The 14,252-nt window shown below is 60.6% G+C and carries 12 protein-coding genes and 2 pseudogenes; 5 read left to right on the forward strand and 9 right to left on the reverse strand.

Annotated elements, in window-relative coordinates; translation table 11 throughout:
* The 5 genes and pseudogenes from LB547_RS23075 (at position 1) to ric (ending at position 4,342) form a co-directional block, all read left to right on the forward strand.
* Entirely contained in the window at positions 1-549 is a 549-nt protein-coding gene (locus LB547_RS23075) for a ubiquinone anaerobic biosynthesis accessory factor UbiT (protein ID WP_140522842.1), read from the forward strand.
* A gap of 11 nt (positions 550-560) precedes the next feature.
* Positions 561-1,544 (forward strand): annotated as a pseudogene (ubiU, locus tag LB547_RS23080) (ubiquinone anaerobic biosynthesis protein UbiU).
* 4 nt (positions 1,545-1,548) lie between these two features.
* Positions 1,549-2,151 (forward strand): U32 family peptidase, encoded by a 603-nt coding sequence (locus LB547_RS23085; RefSeq protein WP_224656235.1) that lies wholly within the window; start codon positions 1,549-1,551, stop codon positions 2,149-2,151.
* A 318-nt stretch (positions 2,152-2,469) separates the two neighbouring features.
* Positions 2,470-2,999 (forward strand): annotated as a pseudogene (mog, locus tag LB547_RS23090) (molybdopterin adenylyltransferase).
* Positions 3,000-3,577: 578 nt separating this feature from the next.
* Positions 3,578-4,342 (forward strand): iron-sulfur cluster repair di-iron protein, encoded by a 765-nt coding sequence (gene ric / locus LB547_RS23095; RefSeq protein ID WP_224702965.1) that lies wholly within the window; start codon positions 3,578-3,580, stop codon positions 4,340-4,342.
* Between the two features lie 234 nt (positions 4,343-4,576).
* Here ric and LB547_RS23100 read toward each other — a convergent pair whose 3' ends face one another.
* From LB547_RS23100 to LB547_RS23140, 9 genes are all read right to left on the reverse strand, one after another.
* Positions 4,577-4,936, reverse strand: coding sequence for a hypothetical protein (locus tag LB547_RS23100; protein WP_140522844.1), 360 nt, complete (start codon positions 4,934-4,936; stop codon positions 4,577-4,579).
* A gap of 186 nt (positions 4,937-5,122) precedes the next feature.
* Positions 5,123-8,236, reverse strand: coding sequence for a molybdopterin cofactor-binding domain-containing protein (locus LB547_RS23105; protein ID WP_140522846.1), 3,114 nt, complete (start codon positions 8,234-8,236; stop codon positions 5,123-5,125).
* Positions 8,233-8,703: a (2Fe-2S)-binding protein gene (locus LB547_RS23110; RefSeq protein ID WP_140522848.1), complete on the reverse strand. Its 471-nt coding sequence runs from the start codon at positions 8,701-8,703 to the stop codon at positions 8,233-8,235. The genes LB547_RS23105 and LB547_RS23110 overlap by 4 nt, the downstream gene beginning before the upstream one ends.
* Before the next feature lie 117 nt (positions 8,704-8,820).
* Positions 8,821-9,099, reverse strand: coding sequence for a DUF2249 domain-containing protein (locus tag LB547_RS23115; RefSeq protein ID WP_140522850.1), 279 nt, complete (start codon positions 9,097-9,099; stop codon positions 8,821-8,823).
* 465 nt (positions 9,100-9,564) lie between these two features.
* Positions 9,565-10,437, reverse strand: coding sequence for an FAD:protein FMN transferase (locus LB547_RS23120; protein ID WP_224656233.1), 873 nt, complete (start codon positions 10,435-10,437; stop codon positions 9,565-9,567).
* 133 nt (positions 10,438-10,570) lie between these two features.
* Entirely contained in the window at positions 10,571-11,125 is a 555-nt protein-coding gene (locus tag LB547_RS23125) for a nitrous oxide reductase accessory protein NosL (RefSeq protein ID WP_140522854.1), read from the reverse strand.
* A 2-nt stretch (positions 11,126-11,127) separates the two neighbouring features.
* The gene (locus LB547_RS23130) at positions 11,128-11,958 is read right to left on the reverse strand and encodes an ABC transporter permease (RefSeq protein WP_140522856.1); all 831 of its coding nucleotides are present in this window, start codon (positions 11,956-11,958) and stop codon (positions 11,128-11,130) included.
* Complete coding sequence (locus tag LB547_RS23135) at positions 11,955-12,872, reverse strand: ABC transporter ATP-binding protein (protein WP_140522858.1); 918 nt, start codon at positions 12,870-12,872, stop codon at positions 11,955-11,957. The genes LB547_RS23130 and LB547_RS23135 overlap by 4 nt, the downstream gene beginning before the upstream one ends.
* Entirely contained in the window at positions 12,869-14,218 is a 1,350-nt protein-coding gene (locus tag LB547_RS23140) for a nitrous oxide reductase family maturation protein NosD (RefSeq protein ID WP_140522860.1), read from the reverse strand. The genes LB547_RS23135 and LB547_RS23140 overlap by 4 nt, the downstream gene beginning before the upstream one ends.
* Between the last annotated feature and the right edge of the window lie 34 nt (positions 14,219-14,252).

The following is a 14,252-nucleotide window of genomic DNA, read 5'->3' on the forward strand; positions in this document are numbered from 1 at the left end:
ATGGTGACGATCAGCACGGAACCGACGTTGCCGGCGGTCATTCGTCATCTTTTCCCACCTTTTGCCGGACTTCCCCTCGGGCCGTTGCTGACGCTATCCTTGCGCTCGATGGCTAGGCGCCAGCCCCGATTGTTCGACCGCCTGGGCGAACATCGAACAGCTTGCGATTTCATCGACCCGGTCGACCTCGCCTTCGCATTTACCGTCGTACCGGACGCAGAGCGTTCGATCGTTCGTGTCGTCAGGAGAAGTGAGGCCGCGACATCAAACGTCCAGATCAGGGGACCTCTTCTGACACTCTTGAGCCTGCTCGACGGCACGCTGGATGGCGATGCGCTTTTCTTCAGCCGGATCATCTCGATCAGCGGCCGCACGGAGGCGGTGCTCGCGCTGAGGAACACAATCGAGGACGCCGAGCTTAGCCCCGCGGACCTACTCGGCCTGCGTGGCTTCCTGGCTCGTCTCGCCAATACGGGCATTCTCGGCGCATTGAGCGTCGCACGCCAAATGGCCAATCGAAATTCCAGACGCGAGGCGCCAGAGGCATGACAAGCGGACGCATGGAACTTGTCTGCCCGGCCGGAACCCCGCCTACATTGAGGGCAGCCGTCCAGGCAGGCGCGGACGCAGTCTATTGCGGATTTCGCGACGAAACGAATGCCCGGAATTTCCCCGGGGCTCAACTTCTCCGGGGAAGAACTGGCCGAGGGCGTCCGCTTCGCGCATAACCACGGCAGCAAGGTTCTCGTCGCCATCAATACATTCGCGCGTGTCAACGATGTTGGCCTGTGGAAAAAGGCAGCGGATACCGCAGCCGAATGCGGCGCAAATGCCATCATCGCGGCGGACATAGCCGTCCTTGATCATGTCGCCAAGAACCATAAACAAATTCGTCTTCATCTGTCGGTACAGGCTGCGGCAGCAACGCCGGAAGCAATCGGATTCTACGCGAAAAGTTTCGGAGTTCGTCGCGTCGTGCTGCCGCGGGTTCTTTCGGTTCAGGAGATCGCGGCGCTCAACCGCGCGATCGACGTGGAGACGAAGCATTCGTGTTCGGCGGCCTTTGCGTGATGATCGAAGGCCGATGCTATCTTTCTTCATACGCGACGGGAAAATCGCCAAATCTGAATGGCGTCTGTTCGCCACCCGAAATGGTGAGTTACGACGACGAGCCTAACGGCACGGCAGCACGGCTTTCAGGGTTCACGATCGACCGCTACGAGTTCGGCGAGCCAGTAGGCTATCCCACTTTGTGCAAGGGCAAATTCAAGGCCGGCGGCAAGACCTCCTATTTGTTCGAGGATCCCGTCAGCCTGAACGCTGGCGGGATGATTGCCGGGCTGAAGGCCGCCGGCGTAACCGCCTTGAAGATCGAAGGACGCCAGCGCGGCAAAGGTTATGTGACGGAAGTGGTCCGCGCCTTCCGGAAGGCCGTTGACGCGGTCGAGCAAGGCGGCGACGCCATTGAGATCGATCGGATTCTTGCTGGCCAGTCGGAAGGTTCCCGGCAGACGGCAGGAGCGTACAGCAAGAAGTGGAGATAGCACCTTGTCCGCAATTGCGTTGACGCTTGGGCCGGTCTTCTTCCACTGGTCGCCCGACCGCCTCACGGACTTCTACCGCAGGATCGCGGACGAGGCTCCGATCGACCGGGTCCATATCGGCGAAGTCGTCTGCGGCAAGCGGATGCCGTTTTCCGACCCCGTATGGCCTGAGATCATCGAACGCCTCGAGCGTGCCGGAAAGGAAGTGGTGCTGTCTACCCTGGCAGCACCGGCGACCGTTCGGGAACGCAGAAGCATCGAGGACCTCTGTGGCGACGATCGGCTGATCGAGATCAACGATGTCACCGCCCTGCCGTCACGCTCCGGCAAGCCTTTCGTGACAGGTCCGTTCCTGAACGTTTATAATGGGTCTTCCGCGCAATTCCTCATTCATCGCGGTGCCAAAACCATATGCCCGCCAGTGGAATTGTCGCTCGCCGCCGTCGGCGCCATGGCCAGCGCATGTCCCGAGGCGGATTTCGAGATTTTCGCCTTCGGTCGGCTGCCGCTCGCGCTTCCGGGCGATGCTATCATGCGCGCATTTACGGCCTTCACAAGGATTCGTGCCAGTTTACCTGCGAGAAAGACCCGGACGGTCTTGCCGTAGACACGCTCGACGACCAGCAGTTCCTCGCGATCAATGGCGTGCAGACGCTCTCCAACCAGGTGCAGGCCTTTTGCCCCGCACCCGCGGATCTCGCCTCCAGAGGCGTCCGGCGCATCCGCCTGTCTCCGCACACGTGCGACATGATCGAGGTGGCAAAGACGTACAGAGCTCTTGCCAATGGGAGAGAGGATCGCGAGGGGGCCCGTTTTATTCTCTCGTGCCTCGATCTGCCCGGCACGCTCGTCGATGGATACGCCCATGCCAAGCCCGGATGGCAAGCGACCGCTTCGATCTGAAGGTGGATCTCGAACAGAAAAAATGACCCAGATTGCAATCATTACAGTGTCAGAACGTGCAAGCCGCGGCGAATATCAAGATCTTGGCGGGCCTGCCATCGAGCGCTGGCTTCGACGTGTCGTAGCATCGCCTTGCGTCTTCATCCGCCGCATAGTCCCTGACGGCGTGGAAAGTGTCCGGAATGTGCTCATCGAGCTTTGCGACCAATGCGGCGTTGATCTTATCCTGACGACTGGAGGGACCGGTCCATCTCCAAGGGATCTTACCCAGAGGCAATGCAGCAAGTCATCACCAAGGAACTTCCCGGTTTTGGCGAACTCATGCGGCAGGCCAGCATGCGGCAAGTCCGCACAGCCATTCTTTCACGTCAGACTGCGGGAGTCCGCGGCCATCCGCTGATCATAAACCTGCCAGGCAAGCCGGCTTTAATCGACGTATGCTTGAACGCCGTCTTTCCTGCCGTGCCTTACTGTCTCGAACTGATCGGCGCAGCGCCAATCATACCCGAGCGATGTTCGGATGATCCCGTGTCGACAGCGCTTTTAGATTAAGAGCTGCGGACAATCACCTGATCCATCGGATCGTAGCTGCGAGAGGGCGACAACGAGGGAATTCCTGATTGTTTTCTCAAGCGAGTTGCGATGCGTCACACCTGTTTGAGCTTTGAGAAGCAACATTCGACCAGAGTGGCTTGGCGCACCGCGTGTTTGCGATCACATGGCGCAGGCGATCGGCATCGTCGGCCATTGCGACTTTGGCTGGCCGCCGATCAGAGCATAAGCCTGCGGCCTTTGCGCGACGGCCGGATGAAGCGCACCGGATGCCCTCATGCCTCCTGCGGCTGAAACAGCGGAAAACTCTGTTCAATCGCCGAAGACATCGGGCCTATCACGCTAGGCGATCAGGTGCGCACCCCTGCCCGGACACGCAGGATCCGAACTTGATAAATTGCTATGTTCTTTGAGCCAAATGCCCTGAACTCAGCCGCGCCGCACGCACTCAGGCTTCCCGCTGGGAGGCTGACGGCGACAGCTTGGTGATCTGCTCCTCTTTGTTCCAGCGCAAAGACGCGGACCTTTATCTGGGCAATTCATGGTCCAACGGTTGGCACGATTTCGTCCTCGAGACATTGCGTCGCGTCGAATGGGCCCGCTTCAAGTTTCAAAGCCGTTGTGTCGAAAATGCATGGAGCTTCGTCATGAACACCCAATTCCCAGTTCCAGAACTATGGGAACGCACGGTCGGCGACATAGCCGCAACGCTGCCTGGCGCCACCGCCGTTTTCCGCAAATTCAAGATCGACTTCTGCTGCAATGGCGATCTCACCCTCGATGGCGCCGCGCACCGGCGCGGAGTCGATCCCGACGACCTTGAGCGCGCGTTGGAGGCACTTGGTACCGACACTGCGGGTACAGCGGCGCCGGCTGCGATGGACAGCGATGAACTGATCAACCACATCGAAGCCTGCTACCACGAAGCGCACCGGCGCGCTCTGCCCGAGCTCATTGCACTGTCGCGTAAGGTTGAGGCGGTGCATCGCGAACATCCGAAGGTGCCGGCCGGCCTTTCGGATGCGTTACGGCAGTTGCAGAGCGAACTGGAGCAACACATGGCCAAGGAAGAGGCCATTCTGTTTCCAGCAATGCGGCAGTGGGGCAAAGGCAAGTTCGATATCCCGATTTCGGAACTGCGGCACGAGCACGACGACCAAGGCACCTTGCTTCGGCTCCTCGAAAGCCTCACCGGCGACTTCGTCACGCCCGACGGAGCCTGCCGCTCCTGGCAGGCGCTCTACGTCGGCACGGCTCAGTTTGCCGAAGACCTGATGGAACACATCCACTTGGAGAACAACATCCTGTTCCCGCGGTTCGCGGCAACGGAAGGCCGCGTCTAGCCGCCTAACGTCGACGACGACTGCAGCTACGCGGATCGCATAGCGAATCCTCGGCTGATGGTCTTGGTACTGAGGTAGCCACCGTGTTGTCGTCAGCACCAACTCGCTGTGGACCAACGCGCCTTTCCAGTTCGTCCAACCTGTCCCTGATGTCGTTGGCATCGGCCAGGTCTTCGCCCTGCCCTATCCTAGTTTGGCCTGATCTCACGACGGCCAATGGCGTGGCGGAAATGCCTAGTGGCGGTCGCTAAAATAGCTACGGGCTCGCGATAACACTTCCTCAGCGGTGACCGCATCGACAAATTCCACGCCAACGACACGACCCTCGGCCTTCTGACGGCATATGCGCTCGAGCAAGCCGACACAGCTCGATCTATTTCCGATTATAATCCATTTCTTCCGAGCTTCCAGAAAGCCAAGAACCTCCCCGAAGAAATCATCGTCTCGACGTTGGCCTTTCTGACCATCATGCGTCAGCCGCATGTCACCGATGAATTCAGGTTCTCCAGCGACTGACGGCGTTGCAGCGTCTTCAAAAAGGAACACTTTTGCTGTTCGGAATTCCAGCCACACAACAGCGTGATCGATTGACATGCCCTACCCCAGCTATCCTACGAGATATCCGGTGTGGGCGCTTGCCGCGCATTTGATATCGTTCGGCGGCATCGGCAGTGAACAGGCATGGAAGGGATGCACGGCCAGAAAGCGCAGGCGCACCCTAGGCTTCGGACCGAGTGCAATACCACAGTGGCTTAGATGCACCTCCATGACCATTGTCCCTCAACTCAATCCAGCGAGGACTCGCACGGGTATTGGCGGCAAATCTGTCAGTTCAGTGCCCAGGGCATCATTGACGGCGTTGACCACGGCCGCCGCGACCGGGATTGTCGCGATCTCTCCGACGGCTTTGGCGCCGAAGGGGCCGGTCGGCTCACCCTCTTCGGTGAGCAGGACACGCATCGGCGGCATCTCGGAGGCATTGGCCAATGTATAGCGGCTGAAGCTGTCGCCACGCATTCGACCAGTGACAGGGTCGATCGCAACATCCTCGTAAAGGGCATATCCGATACCGATCTGGATTCCCCCATGGAGTTGGCCTTCCACCAGCATGGGGTTGATCGCTCGGCCGACGTCATGGGCGGCTAGATAATCTGTCACGCGTACGCGACCGGCGAGTCCGTCGACCTCCACCTCAGCAAAATGCGCTGCGTATGAGCCTGAATTGGCCTGGGCGCGATAGGTCTCGGTCGCCGTGGGCAGTTCCGCCCCGCGGACCGTCAAGCGGGCAGCGAGTTCTGAAAGCGCCAGGCCCGAGCCGTCCGGGCGGCGCACTGCGCCCGCCTCCAGCCTCAATTCATCAACTTCTGTATTCAATTCCAGGACCGCCGCAGCCCGGATCACTTCCGAGAGTGCCACGCCTGCAAGTCGGATTGCTTCGCCGCAGATATAGGTCATGCGACTGGCCCGTGTGCCGAGATCATATGGACAGCTATCGGTGTCGGCGGGAACGATGGCAATGTCGCACGCCCTAAGACCCAACGTCTCGCCCGTGATCTGCGCAAGCGTCGTGTCGGCCCCACAGCCGAGGTCGTGGAGCGCGCAGACGAGTTCCGCTCGCCCGTCGGGCAGGAGGCTCAACCTCGCCGTCGTTTCCTCGTGGAAACCGGGATAGCAGCCGTTGATGTGAGTGGCCGAGGCTACCCCCACTCCTCGCCGCCACCGGCCTCGTCCGGCATCCGTCTGCCTACGCGCCTGCCAGCCGAATGCATCGGCCCCGCGTAGCAGACATTCTCTCCCCCGAGCGTTGCCAACGTTGAGCCCTTGCCAAGGTTCAATCGCGTTAGGCTCAACCAGATTCCTCAGCCGCATCGCCACCGGATCCACCCCCAGCCGCCGCGCGGATATATCAAGCGTGATCTCGGCTATTGTGTGGATCTGGGGGGATCCGTAACCGCGAAAAGCGCCTGCCGGGGCGGTGTTGATGTAGACTGCGCGGCCCGTGTAGCGCTCGGCGGGAACGTCATAAAGCCGAACCAGTCTTTGAAGCATCGAACTGGGCAGATAGTTGCCGCCGGTGCAATAAGCGCCGATGTCCACCAGCGTCTCGGTGTCGCGCGCCAGGATTCGGCCGTCGGAGCTAAGCGCGATCCGCATCCGGCCGACAACGCTCGACCGCGTGCGGGTCGCGGTGAAGGTTTCATGCTGGTCGTAGCGGATCATGACAGGCCGCCCTAGTACCAGCGCAAAGAATGCACACAACGGATCGAGAATCGGCTCGGCCTTGCCGCCGAAGGAGTCGCCTATGGGAGTCTTCACTACGCGTATCTGATCTGGTGGCACTCCCAATGCCTGGACGACGACAGCCTGCACTCCAAAAACGCTCTGACACGGCGAAAGGATCAAGATTCGACCGTCGGATTCAGGCTTGGCAATACAGGCGTGAGGTTCAAGGGCACAGTGATGGCTGCGCGGAGTCGTGACATGTGTTTCCACCACCAGGTCAGCCGCCGCAAATCCGGCATCAAGATCGCCATGCGTAAAGCTCTCGTCGGCCACGGGGTTCATGAAAGCCGGGATGCCATCGTCCCGCATCGCTGGCCCGGCGTGACCGAGCGCAGCTTCAGGATCAAATATAGCGGGGAGATCTACATCTTCGACCGCCACCAACCGTGCGGCGTGCCGCGCGATCTCCTCCGTGTCCGCCACCACAGCCGCAACCCGGTCGCCAATATGGCGCACCACCGCCGGGAACATTCGCTCGTCTGCCAGCGCCTCCTGTCCGGCGAACCAGATCGAGCTGTTGTAGTATCGTGGGGGCGTGTTTTCATGCCAGAAGACAGCGTGTACGCCCTCAACCGCCAACGCGGATGCAGCATCGACACAGGCGACGCGGGCATGTGGATGCGGGCTGAAAACGAGCGCGCAGTGCAGCAATCCTTCGACATGCAAATCGGCCGCGAAGCGCAATGCGCCCGTGACCTTTGCCACACCGTCAACGAGCGGCACCCGATGGGAGATCTGGTTCATCCCGCTGCTTCCTCGAAGAGCCGATCCACGTGGGCTGAGCCCCAGGGCCTGCGCGATCAGGTCGAGGCCGAGTCCGGCGATCGCGCGGCGCTTGTATATCTGCGAATTCCGGCCGGGAATGGCCGTATCGACATCGTCGACTAACGCCGCAATGAAGTCGCGCAACGTGGCGGCACCGAGCTTACGGCCCGCGAGCGCCCCCTCTGCCTGGAGCAGTCTGCTAGAAACGGGACCAAGCGCTCCGGCTGCGATCCGCACGACACCGAAATGGTTGCTCTGAAACTCAGCCAGCAGTGCGAGATTGAGGCGCGAGATGGTCATGTCCTGCCGAGATCCGAGCTTGACGAAGGCGCTTCGCGGCAGAAGGCCGCTTGCTGGCAAGATCACTTCCGTAATCAGATGACCGGAGCTTGGAAGGTGTTCGCAGAGCGCGGCCTCGTGTTGTGTCCCGTCGTGCTTGAGCAGCACCAGTCTTGTTCCCGCGGCGACCAACACGGGCATCAAGTCGGCGGCTGGGGCGGCATTGGCGATGTTGCCACCGATGGTGGCCCGGTTGCGGATCTGGACAGACTCGCACTGTGCGGCAGCCTCGCAAAGGGCCGGAATTCGTACTCGCAGCCTGCAATCCGCGGCAAGCACCGCGACAGTGGTGGCACCTCCGATGCGAACATCCGAGCCATCCGTGGAAATGAAGGCCATGCCCGCCACACGGGCGAGATCAACCAGCAGTCCGATTTCGGGGAGCGGACGGCCCGCGATCAGCATGTCCGTCCCTCCGGCGACGAAATGCACCGGCCCCGCTTCCGCGGCGAGCGTCGCCCGCAACTCGGCCATGTCGACGGGCGCTGAGACCGTGAGCGCATTCATCGCCCTGCCCCCTGGCGAGCGGCGGCTGCGGTAGCGACCGCCTGCACGATGGTCTCGAAGCCGGTGCAGCGGCAGATATTGCCTGCTAGTGCATGGCGGATTTCGGCTTCACCTGGGCTGGGATTGGCATGTAAGAGTCCCTGGGCTGCCAGCAGCATTCCCGGCGTGCAGTAGCCGCATTGCACGGCACCCATCTTCAAGAAGGCCTGCTGCAGATCGTTGATGCCGCTCCCACAGAGTCCCTCGATGGTGGTGATCTCGCGCCCCGCGACTTGAAAGGCCAGCATCAGGCAGGAATCAACCGGCTGGCTATCCAGCAGCACCGTGCATGCGCCACACTCGCCTTCGCAACAGCCTTCCTTGACACCCGTCAGGCCAAGGACGTCGCGAAGAAAGCTGCTCAATCGCGAGATTGGCAAGATCTCAGTCTCGATCGCCTGACCGTTAACCTTCAGCGACATTCTCATGGCGAGGAACCTTCCTCGCCTTAGATGTTTCGAATGTTTGACCTAGGCGGCGGCCAGACCAGTCGGTGGCGACGAAAAAGAAACCTTGCAAAGTGCTGCCGGACGTTGGGCTGGTCATCAGCTGCCGCAGCAACAGTCGCAGCCAGACGATTGCGGTCTGCTGATTTCGACGCGCCAGACCTCCGGCCCTCGCTCAAGGTATTCCCAAGCGAATACACCGGGATATCTGGCCTCGATCTGATAGTGCAGAGGTCGTGGGTCGTGGTCGTTGACGATGATGAAAGAAGAACCCTCGACCAACGCGGCCGCTACCCCGAAGATTCGCGGGTGACGATCTATCGGGGCGATGGTCCGCACGTCGATCAAAAGTGTCGATGCAAGTTCTGGGTCTGCCATGTCGATTGGAATTCCCGGCCGCCAGAAACGTTGGAGCCAGGAGACGGCGGCGATGGTCGATCCCGGCGCGAAAATCTACCCCGTGGTCAGTCAGCCTATTTGTCGAAACGCAAACAATTCCGAGAATCCTGGAGGAATTGGGAAATTGCCGCTTGTCGGCATTCCGCAAAGAGCCGTACGGGCGAACGGCTAGCATGACTGACGCTCCGTCCGTCCTGAGAAAATAGATGCCCGTCCTTCGCGGTTGTACCAGTGACCCAACGGCTCCGCGTTCTCGCCGGCAGTGGGAGGCCAGGTACCTGTGCCGACTGACTGGCGATTTCTAAAGGTGAGCCAGTATCGCTTTTTCTCGATTATCTCGCAGTCTTGCGGGAGAAGACTCACTTGGCACCCGATCCTGGCAGAGCCGCCTGACAATGCGGGCAATTGGACTTGTACCTTTGCCGCCCATCCCCACTCCCCGATTTAAGACTTGACGTGCGTCCATAGAGTGTCTTGCGACAGAACATACGCGTCTACGCCATCGAGGCGTCGGACCGCACCGGCAATTGTCTCCACGTCCATCAAGCTGAAGGCGGTCGACAGTGCATCCGCAATCGTGGCAGTCGGCGCGACGACGCTCAGGCTCGCATAGCGTTGGGGAGTGGATCCGGTTCGCGGATCAATAATATGGGTGAACCGGCCGTCTTCATCGAACTGAAAGCCGGCCGGGCTCGAGGTGGCGACGGCGCTGTCCGTCAGCGGCAAGACTTTCAGAATCGAATCGGAATTGAAGGGATCAGTTATGCCAATGCGCCAAGGACGGTCCTCCGGCGCCGATCCGATCGCACGGCCCTCGCCCATGTTGACGAGCGCGTGCTCAACGCCGCCGGCACGCAGCAGATCGACAACCTTATCCGTTGCGTAACCCTGCGCGATGCCGTTGAGCGTGAGCGCCGACCCGGCCATCGGCAATTCTATGCGATCTTCCGAGTAGGCCAATCTGTCGAAGCCGACCCGATCAAGGGCCTCTTGCATGACCCGCCGCGACGGCCCGGCCGCAGTGGCTCCGGGATCGGAAAAGTGGCGTTGATAGGCCAGCCACAATGGCTGCACCGTAGGATCGAAGGCGCGCCCGGTAAGACGCCAGACGTCGTTGCAACGGCGAAGGATTTCGACGAGATCCGTTGCCGGCGAGACCAGGAATCCTTGGCGATTCAATCTCGAAAGGTCCGAATCCTCACGATAGAGGCTGAAAATCCTTTCCAAGCGGCGGACTTCGGCGGCAACTTGGTCAACGAGCCTCAAGGCCAAGGCTCGGTCGGGATGGTTGATCAGCAGCGTTGCCTGGGCGCCCATAGCTTCTCCGCGCCACGAGACGGCCGACGGTGTCGCCAGAGCTTTGCGACCGAGCGGAAGCAAGGCCATTCCAGCAGCCGCAGCAGTTATGCCAATGAATCGACGGCGAGACATATGGGAGATCATGGCGCCCTCAATTGACGTTGTCGGGATCAAGCGATTGCGGGTCCGAGCCCCGATCGGAAACCGTCTCAGACTCCTGCCCCAGAACGTAATCGCGCGGCAGGTCGGTGAAGTTCAGGACCTGGCCACCATGCTCGCTGGCAAAGGCCCGGGCGGATTCGCTGGAGGAGAAAGGCACCGCTTCCGCAGCTCCCATGCCGCCCTTTTTGTCGCTCCCGATGACGAAAAAGGCGTCCTTGGCATTCACCCAGTTGTTGATACCTGGATTATCCCAGTTGGGTGCTTTCGCCATGTCGGACACGTAGACCGCCCGTATGTCCTTGGGTTCCTCTGGCAGCATGGTAAAGGCGATCGTGTCGCGGGCCGAGGAGAACCAGATGGGCTCGTCATACTTGGCAAGGATAACCTGCCCTTTCGGGCCCGGATGTTCGAGGATGTTCATACCGCAATAGCGACCCATCGCATCTTCGGTCATGGCGAACGGCGCCGGCATCTTGTCCGGGCCGCGCTGACAGCCGGCTATGGCTATGAGGCTTCCGGCGAGGAGTCCCAGTCCCAAGCGCATCCTCACAACTCCCTCGTCGAAAATATGAAAGCGGCGGCGGCCATCGGCGCCACCGTCCACGCTGCTAGTGTCGCCACGAGCGACAAGGAACCGAGCCCGACACTCTGGACGGTTCCAGCCATGCCGGATGCCGAACTGATCTCGGCAGTGCCCATGAGATTCAGCAGCCTGTACGCATCGGTCGGATTAAGAAGAAGCAGGGCATTTAGCATGCCGGCGGTCACGAATCGCCCTTGATCGGCTACCAGCAATCCCAGCAACCCCATGTCGTAGATCAGCACAAACAGGAGCCAGATACCGATCGCGATCCCACTCGCGGTTCCGTGGTCGCGTGAGAGCGCGCTCACAAGATAGCCGATCGCCACAAACACGGCTCCGAGCAGCACCGATGAGGCCGTCATTGTTCCGAAGGCGAACCAACTGGCGCCGCCAATCGACTTTCCGGTCGCCGCCAGCGCAATCGCGGCAACGCCATACCCAATGAGGGTCGCAAATGCCAGGATCGCAAGATGGCCAAGGAACTTGCCGAGAAGCACTTGCCAACGCCGCACGGGATAGCTCAGCAACAACGTCATCGTGCCGCGCTCGATCTCGCCGACAATCGCATCATGGGAGATCAGTAAGGCGATGAGCGGAACGATGAATATGGTGAGGCTGGCCAGGCTCACCACGACAACGTCAAGAGCGCCGGCCCCGACATTGCCAGTTGGCGCACTGCCGAGAAACGTCAGGGTTAGCGCGAGCGCCGCCAACAGTGCTGTCGCTGCCACCACCCAGCGGTTTCGCAGCCCTTCGCGGATTTCCTTGACGGCCAGAAGCGCGATCGTACTCATGCTGATGGTCTCCCGCCGAGGAAATGGGCATAAAGTTCATCGAGGCCGGGCGGCACCATCTCGATGTCGTCGAATGGCACTTCGGCGCCGCCTGTCCGGCGCAGGAACGCGATCTTGCTATCGGGGGACGCGTCCAATTCGATGGTATGGCCGTTCACCTGCCGGAGATCCGGCCCATTTCCCATCCAGTCCCTGATGCGCTGGACGCCGCCGTCGGTAGCCCTCATCCGAATGACCGTCGGCAGGCGAGAGATCCGCCGCAATTCATCGAGCGACCCGTCCGCGATCTTCTTGCCTTCGTTCATTATAATGACGCGCGTGGCGTTTCCTTCGAGCTCGTTGAGGGCGTGCGACGACAGAAGGATCGTTGTCCCCGCATCCCGCATTTCACGCACGATCCGATAGAATTGCTGGCGCAGTTCTGGATCGAGGCCGGTGGTCGGCTCGTCCAGCAGAAGAACCCGCGGCGTTCCGATCAGCGCTTGCGCCAATCCCAGCCGCTGCCGCATGCCCTTCGAGTAAGTTCCAATGCGTCGGTCCGCAGCATGCGCAAGACCGATCCGATCCATCAGCTCGTTCACGGAGCGCGGGCTCTCGCCCTTCAATCCAACGTAGAATCGAAGCATTTCGCGGCCAGTCAGAACCGGATTGAACGAAACGTTCTCCGGCAGATAGCCAAGATGTCTGCGAACGGCGGAATTTCCGGCTGACGTATCCTGCCCCAGCACGGTCACGGAACCTGATGTGGGCCGGCTCAGCCCAAGCATGAGCTTGATCAGGGTTGTCTTGCCCGCACCGTTATGTCCAACGAGGGCGACGGTCTCAGCATCACTCAGTGCGAATGAAACGTCATCGACGGCCCTGACCCTGCCAAAGTGCCTGGCAACGGAGTTCAATTGAATGTTGACGCTCATGGGCTCTCCTTCGTGTCAGCCGGCTTCATCAGAGGATGGCTGTCGACGACGCCGCCGGGGAAGACTGCGGGAAATCGGGTCTGCGCCCAGCGGATCACCTGCACCGCGGGGCTGTTGACGAGAACCTTCGCCGCCGGCGCTGTCCAGAGCACTTTGTCGATCATATCGTTTGGTCGGTAGGAGTTGTCGCCGATACCGTCGCCGTTCAGGTCAAAAGCCGGGTTGTCGCTCCAGTAGTTACCTCGGCCGCCGCTCGACCACTCAAGGTAGCGCGTACCGACATATTTCACCTGGTTTCGATTGCGGATGAAGGCGTTACCGGCCATCTCGTTGCCTTCCGAACCGGCCGTAAAATGCACGCCGATCTCGCAACCCTCGAATCGATTGCCGCGAAAGCGGTTCTTGTTTGCATTGTAGATGAACACGCACTTCTCGGGGCCTAGGCGGGTAATGGCCCCTGTCGGAGTCACCACCCTGTCCGCGTCGGCCACAGGAAGTCCGTCCGTGTCGGCGAAACGCTGTCCGTTGCTCGCCCATCTTCCGATCGGCTGCCTTCGGCCGCGAACCACGTTGCCGCTTATTTCTGAGCCATTGGCATAATTGAGCAGCAGCCCGTTGTCGCGGTCGCCGTCGGACAAATTGCCCGTGACCCGCAGCCTACTGGAATACATGATGGCGTAGCCAACAACATTGCCGACTGAAACGTTGTCACTGATCACGCTGTCGTTTGTGTACATGTAATGGATGGCGAACCGCACATCGTGGAAGGTGTTCGCGCTGAATTCATTGTGTTTGCTGGCAGTCGCAAAAATGCCATCGCGTCCAAAGCTGATCTGGTTGCCGACGACCTTGGCGCCTGGCGCGTTCCAGACGGAGACGCCATTTCCAGCCTGGTTCGTCCGCCCTGTGCGCATGCCCTCTATGCGGTTACCCCTAGCGACGGCGCCCGCAGCGCCATGGAGATATATTCCGTAGAGGTTGCCGAGGATCGTGTTTCCCTCGACCATCACGCCCTTGGCCGTCTCTTTCACGAACACGCCGGCGTCCATCGCATCCAAGTCGGACCCAGAACCAACAATCTCCAAATCGCGCACCGCAGCATTCGCGGCCTCGACGGTGATCACGTTGCCCTGGCCATCACCCTCGACGATTGCGCCCGCCTGGCCTTGCAGGGTCACCCGTTTGTTGATGGATACAGGACCGCGATGTCTGCCGACTGCGAGCAACAGCACGTCGCCGGGGGCGGCGGCATCGACGGTCGTTTGAAGGGGCGTCTCATCGGCCGGCACGGCGATTTCCGCCGCCCCGGCATCGTTACCAGGAATGGCGACGAGAAACGCCGCCATTCCCAAAGTTCCGAGGGTGGCCAATCGAGCCATG

The sequence above is a fragment of the Mesorhizobium sp. B264B1B genome (assembly GCF_020165765.1).
Taxonomy (GTDB): domain Bacteria; phylum Pseudomonadota; class Alphaproteobacteria; order Rhizobiales; family Rhizobiaceae; genus Mesorhizobium.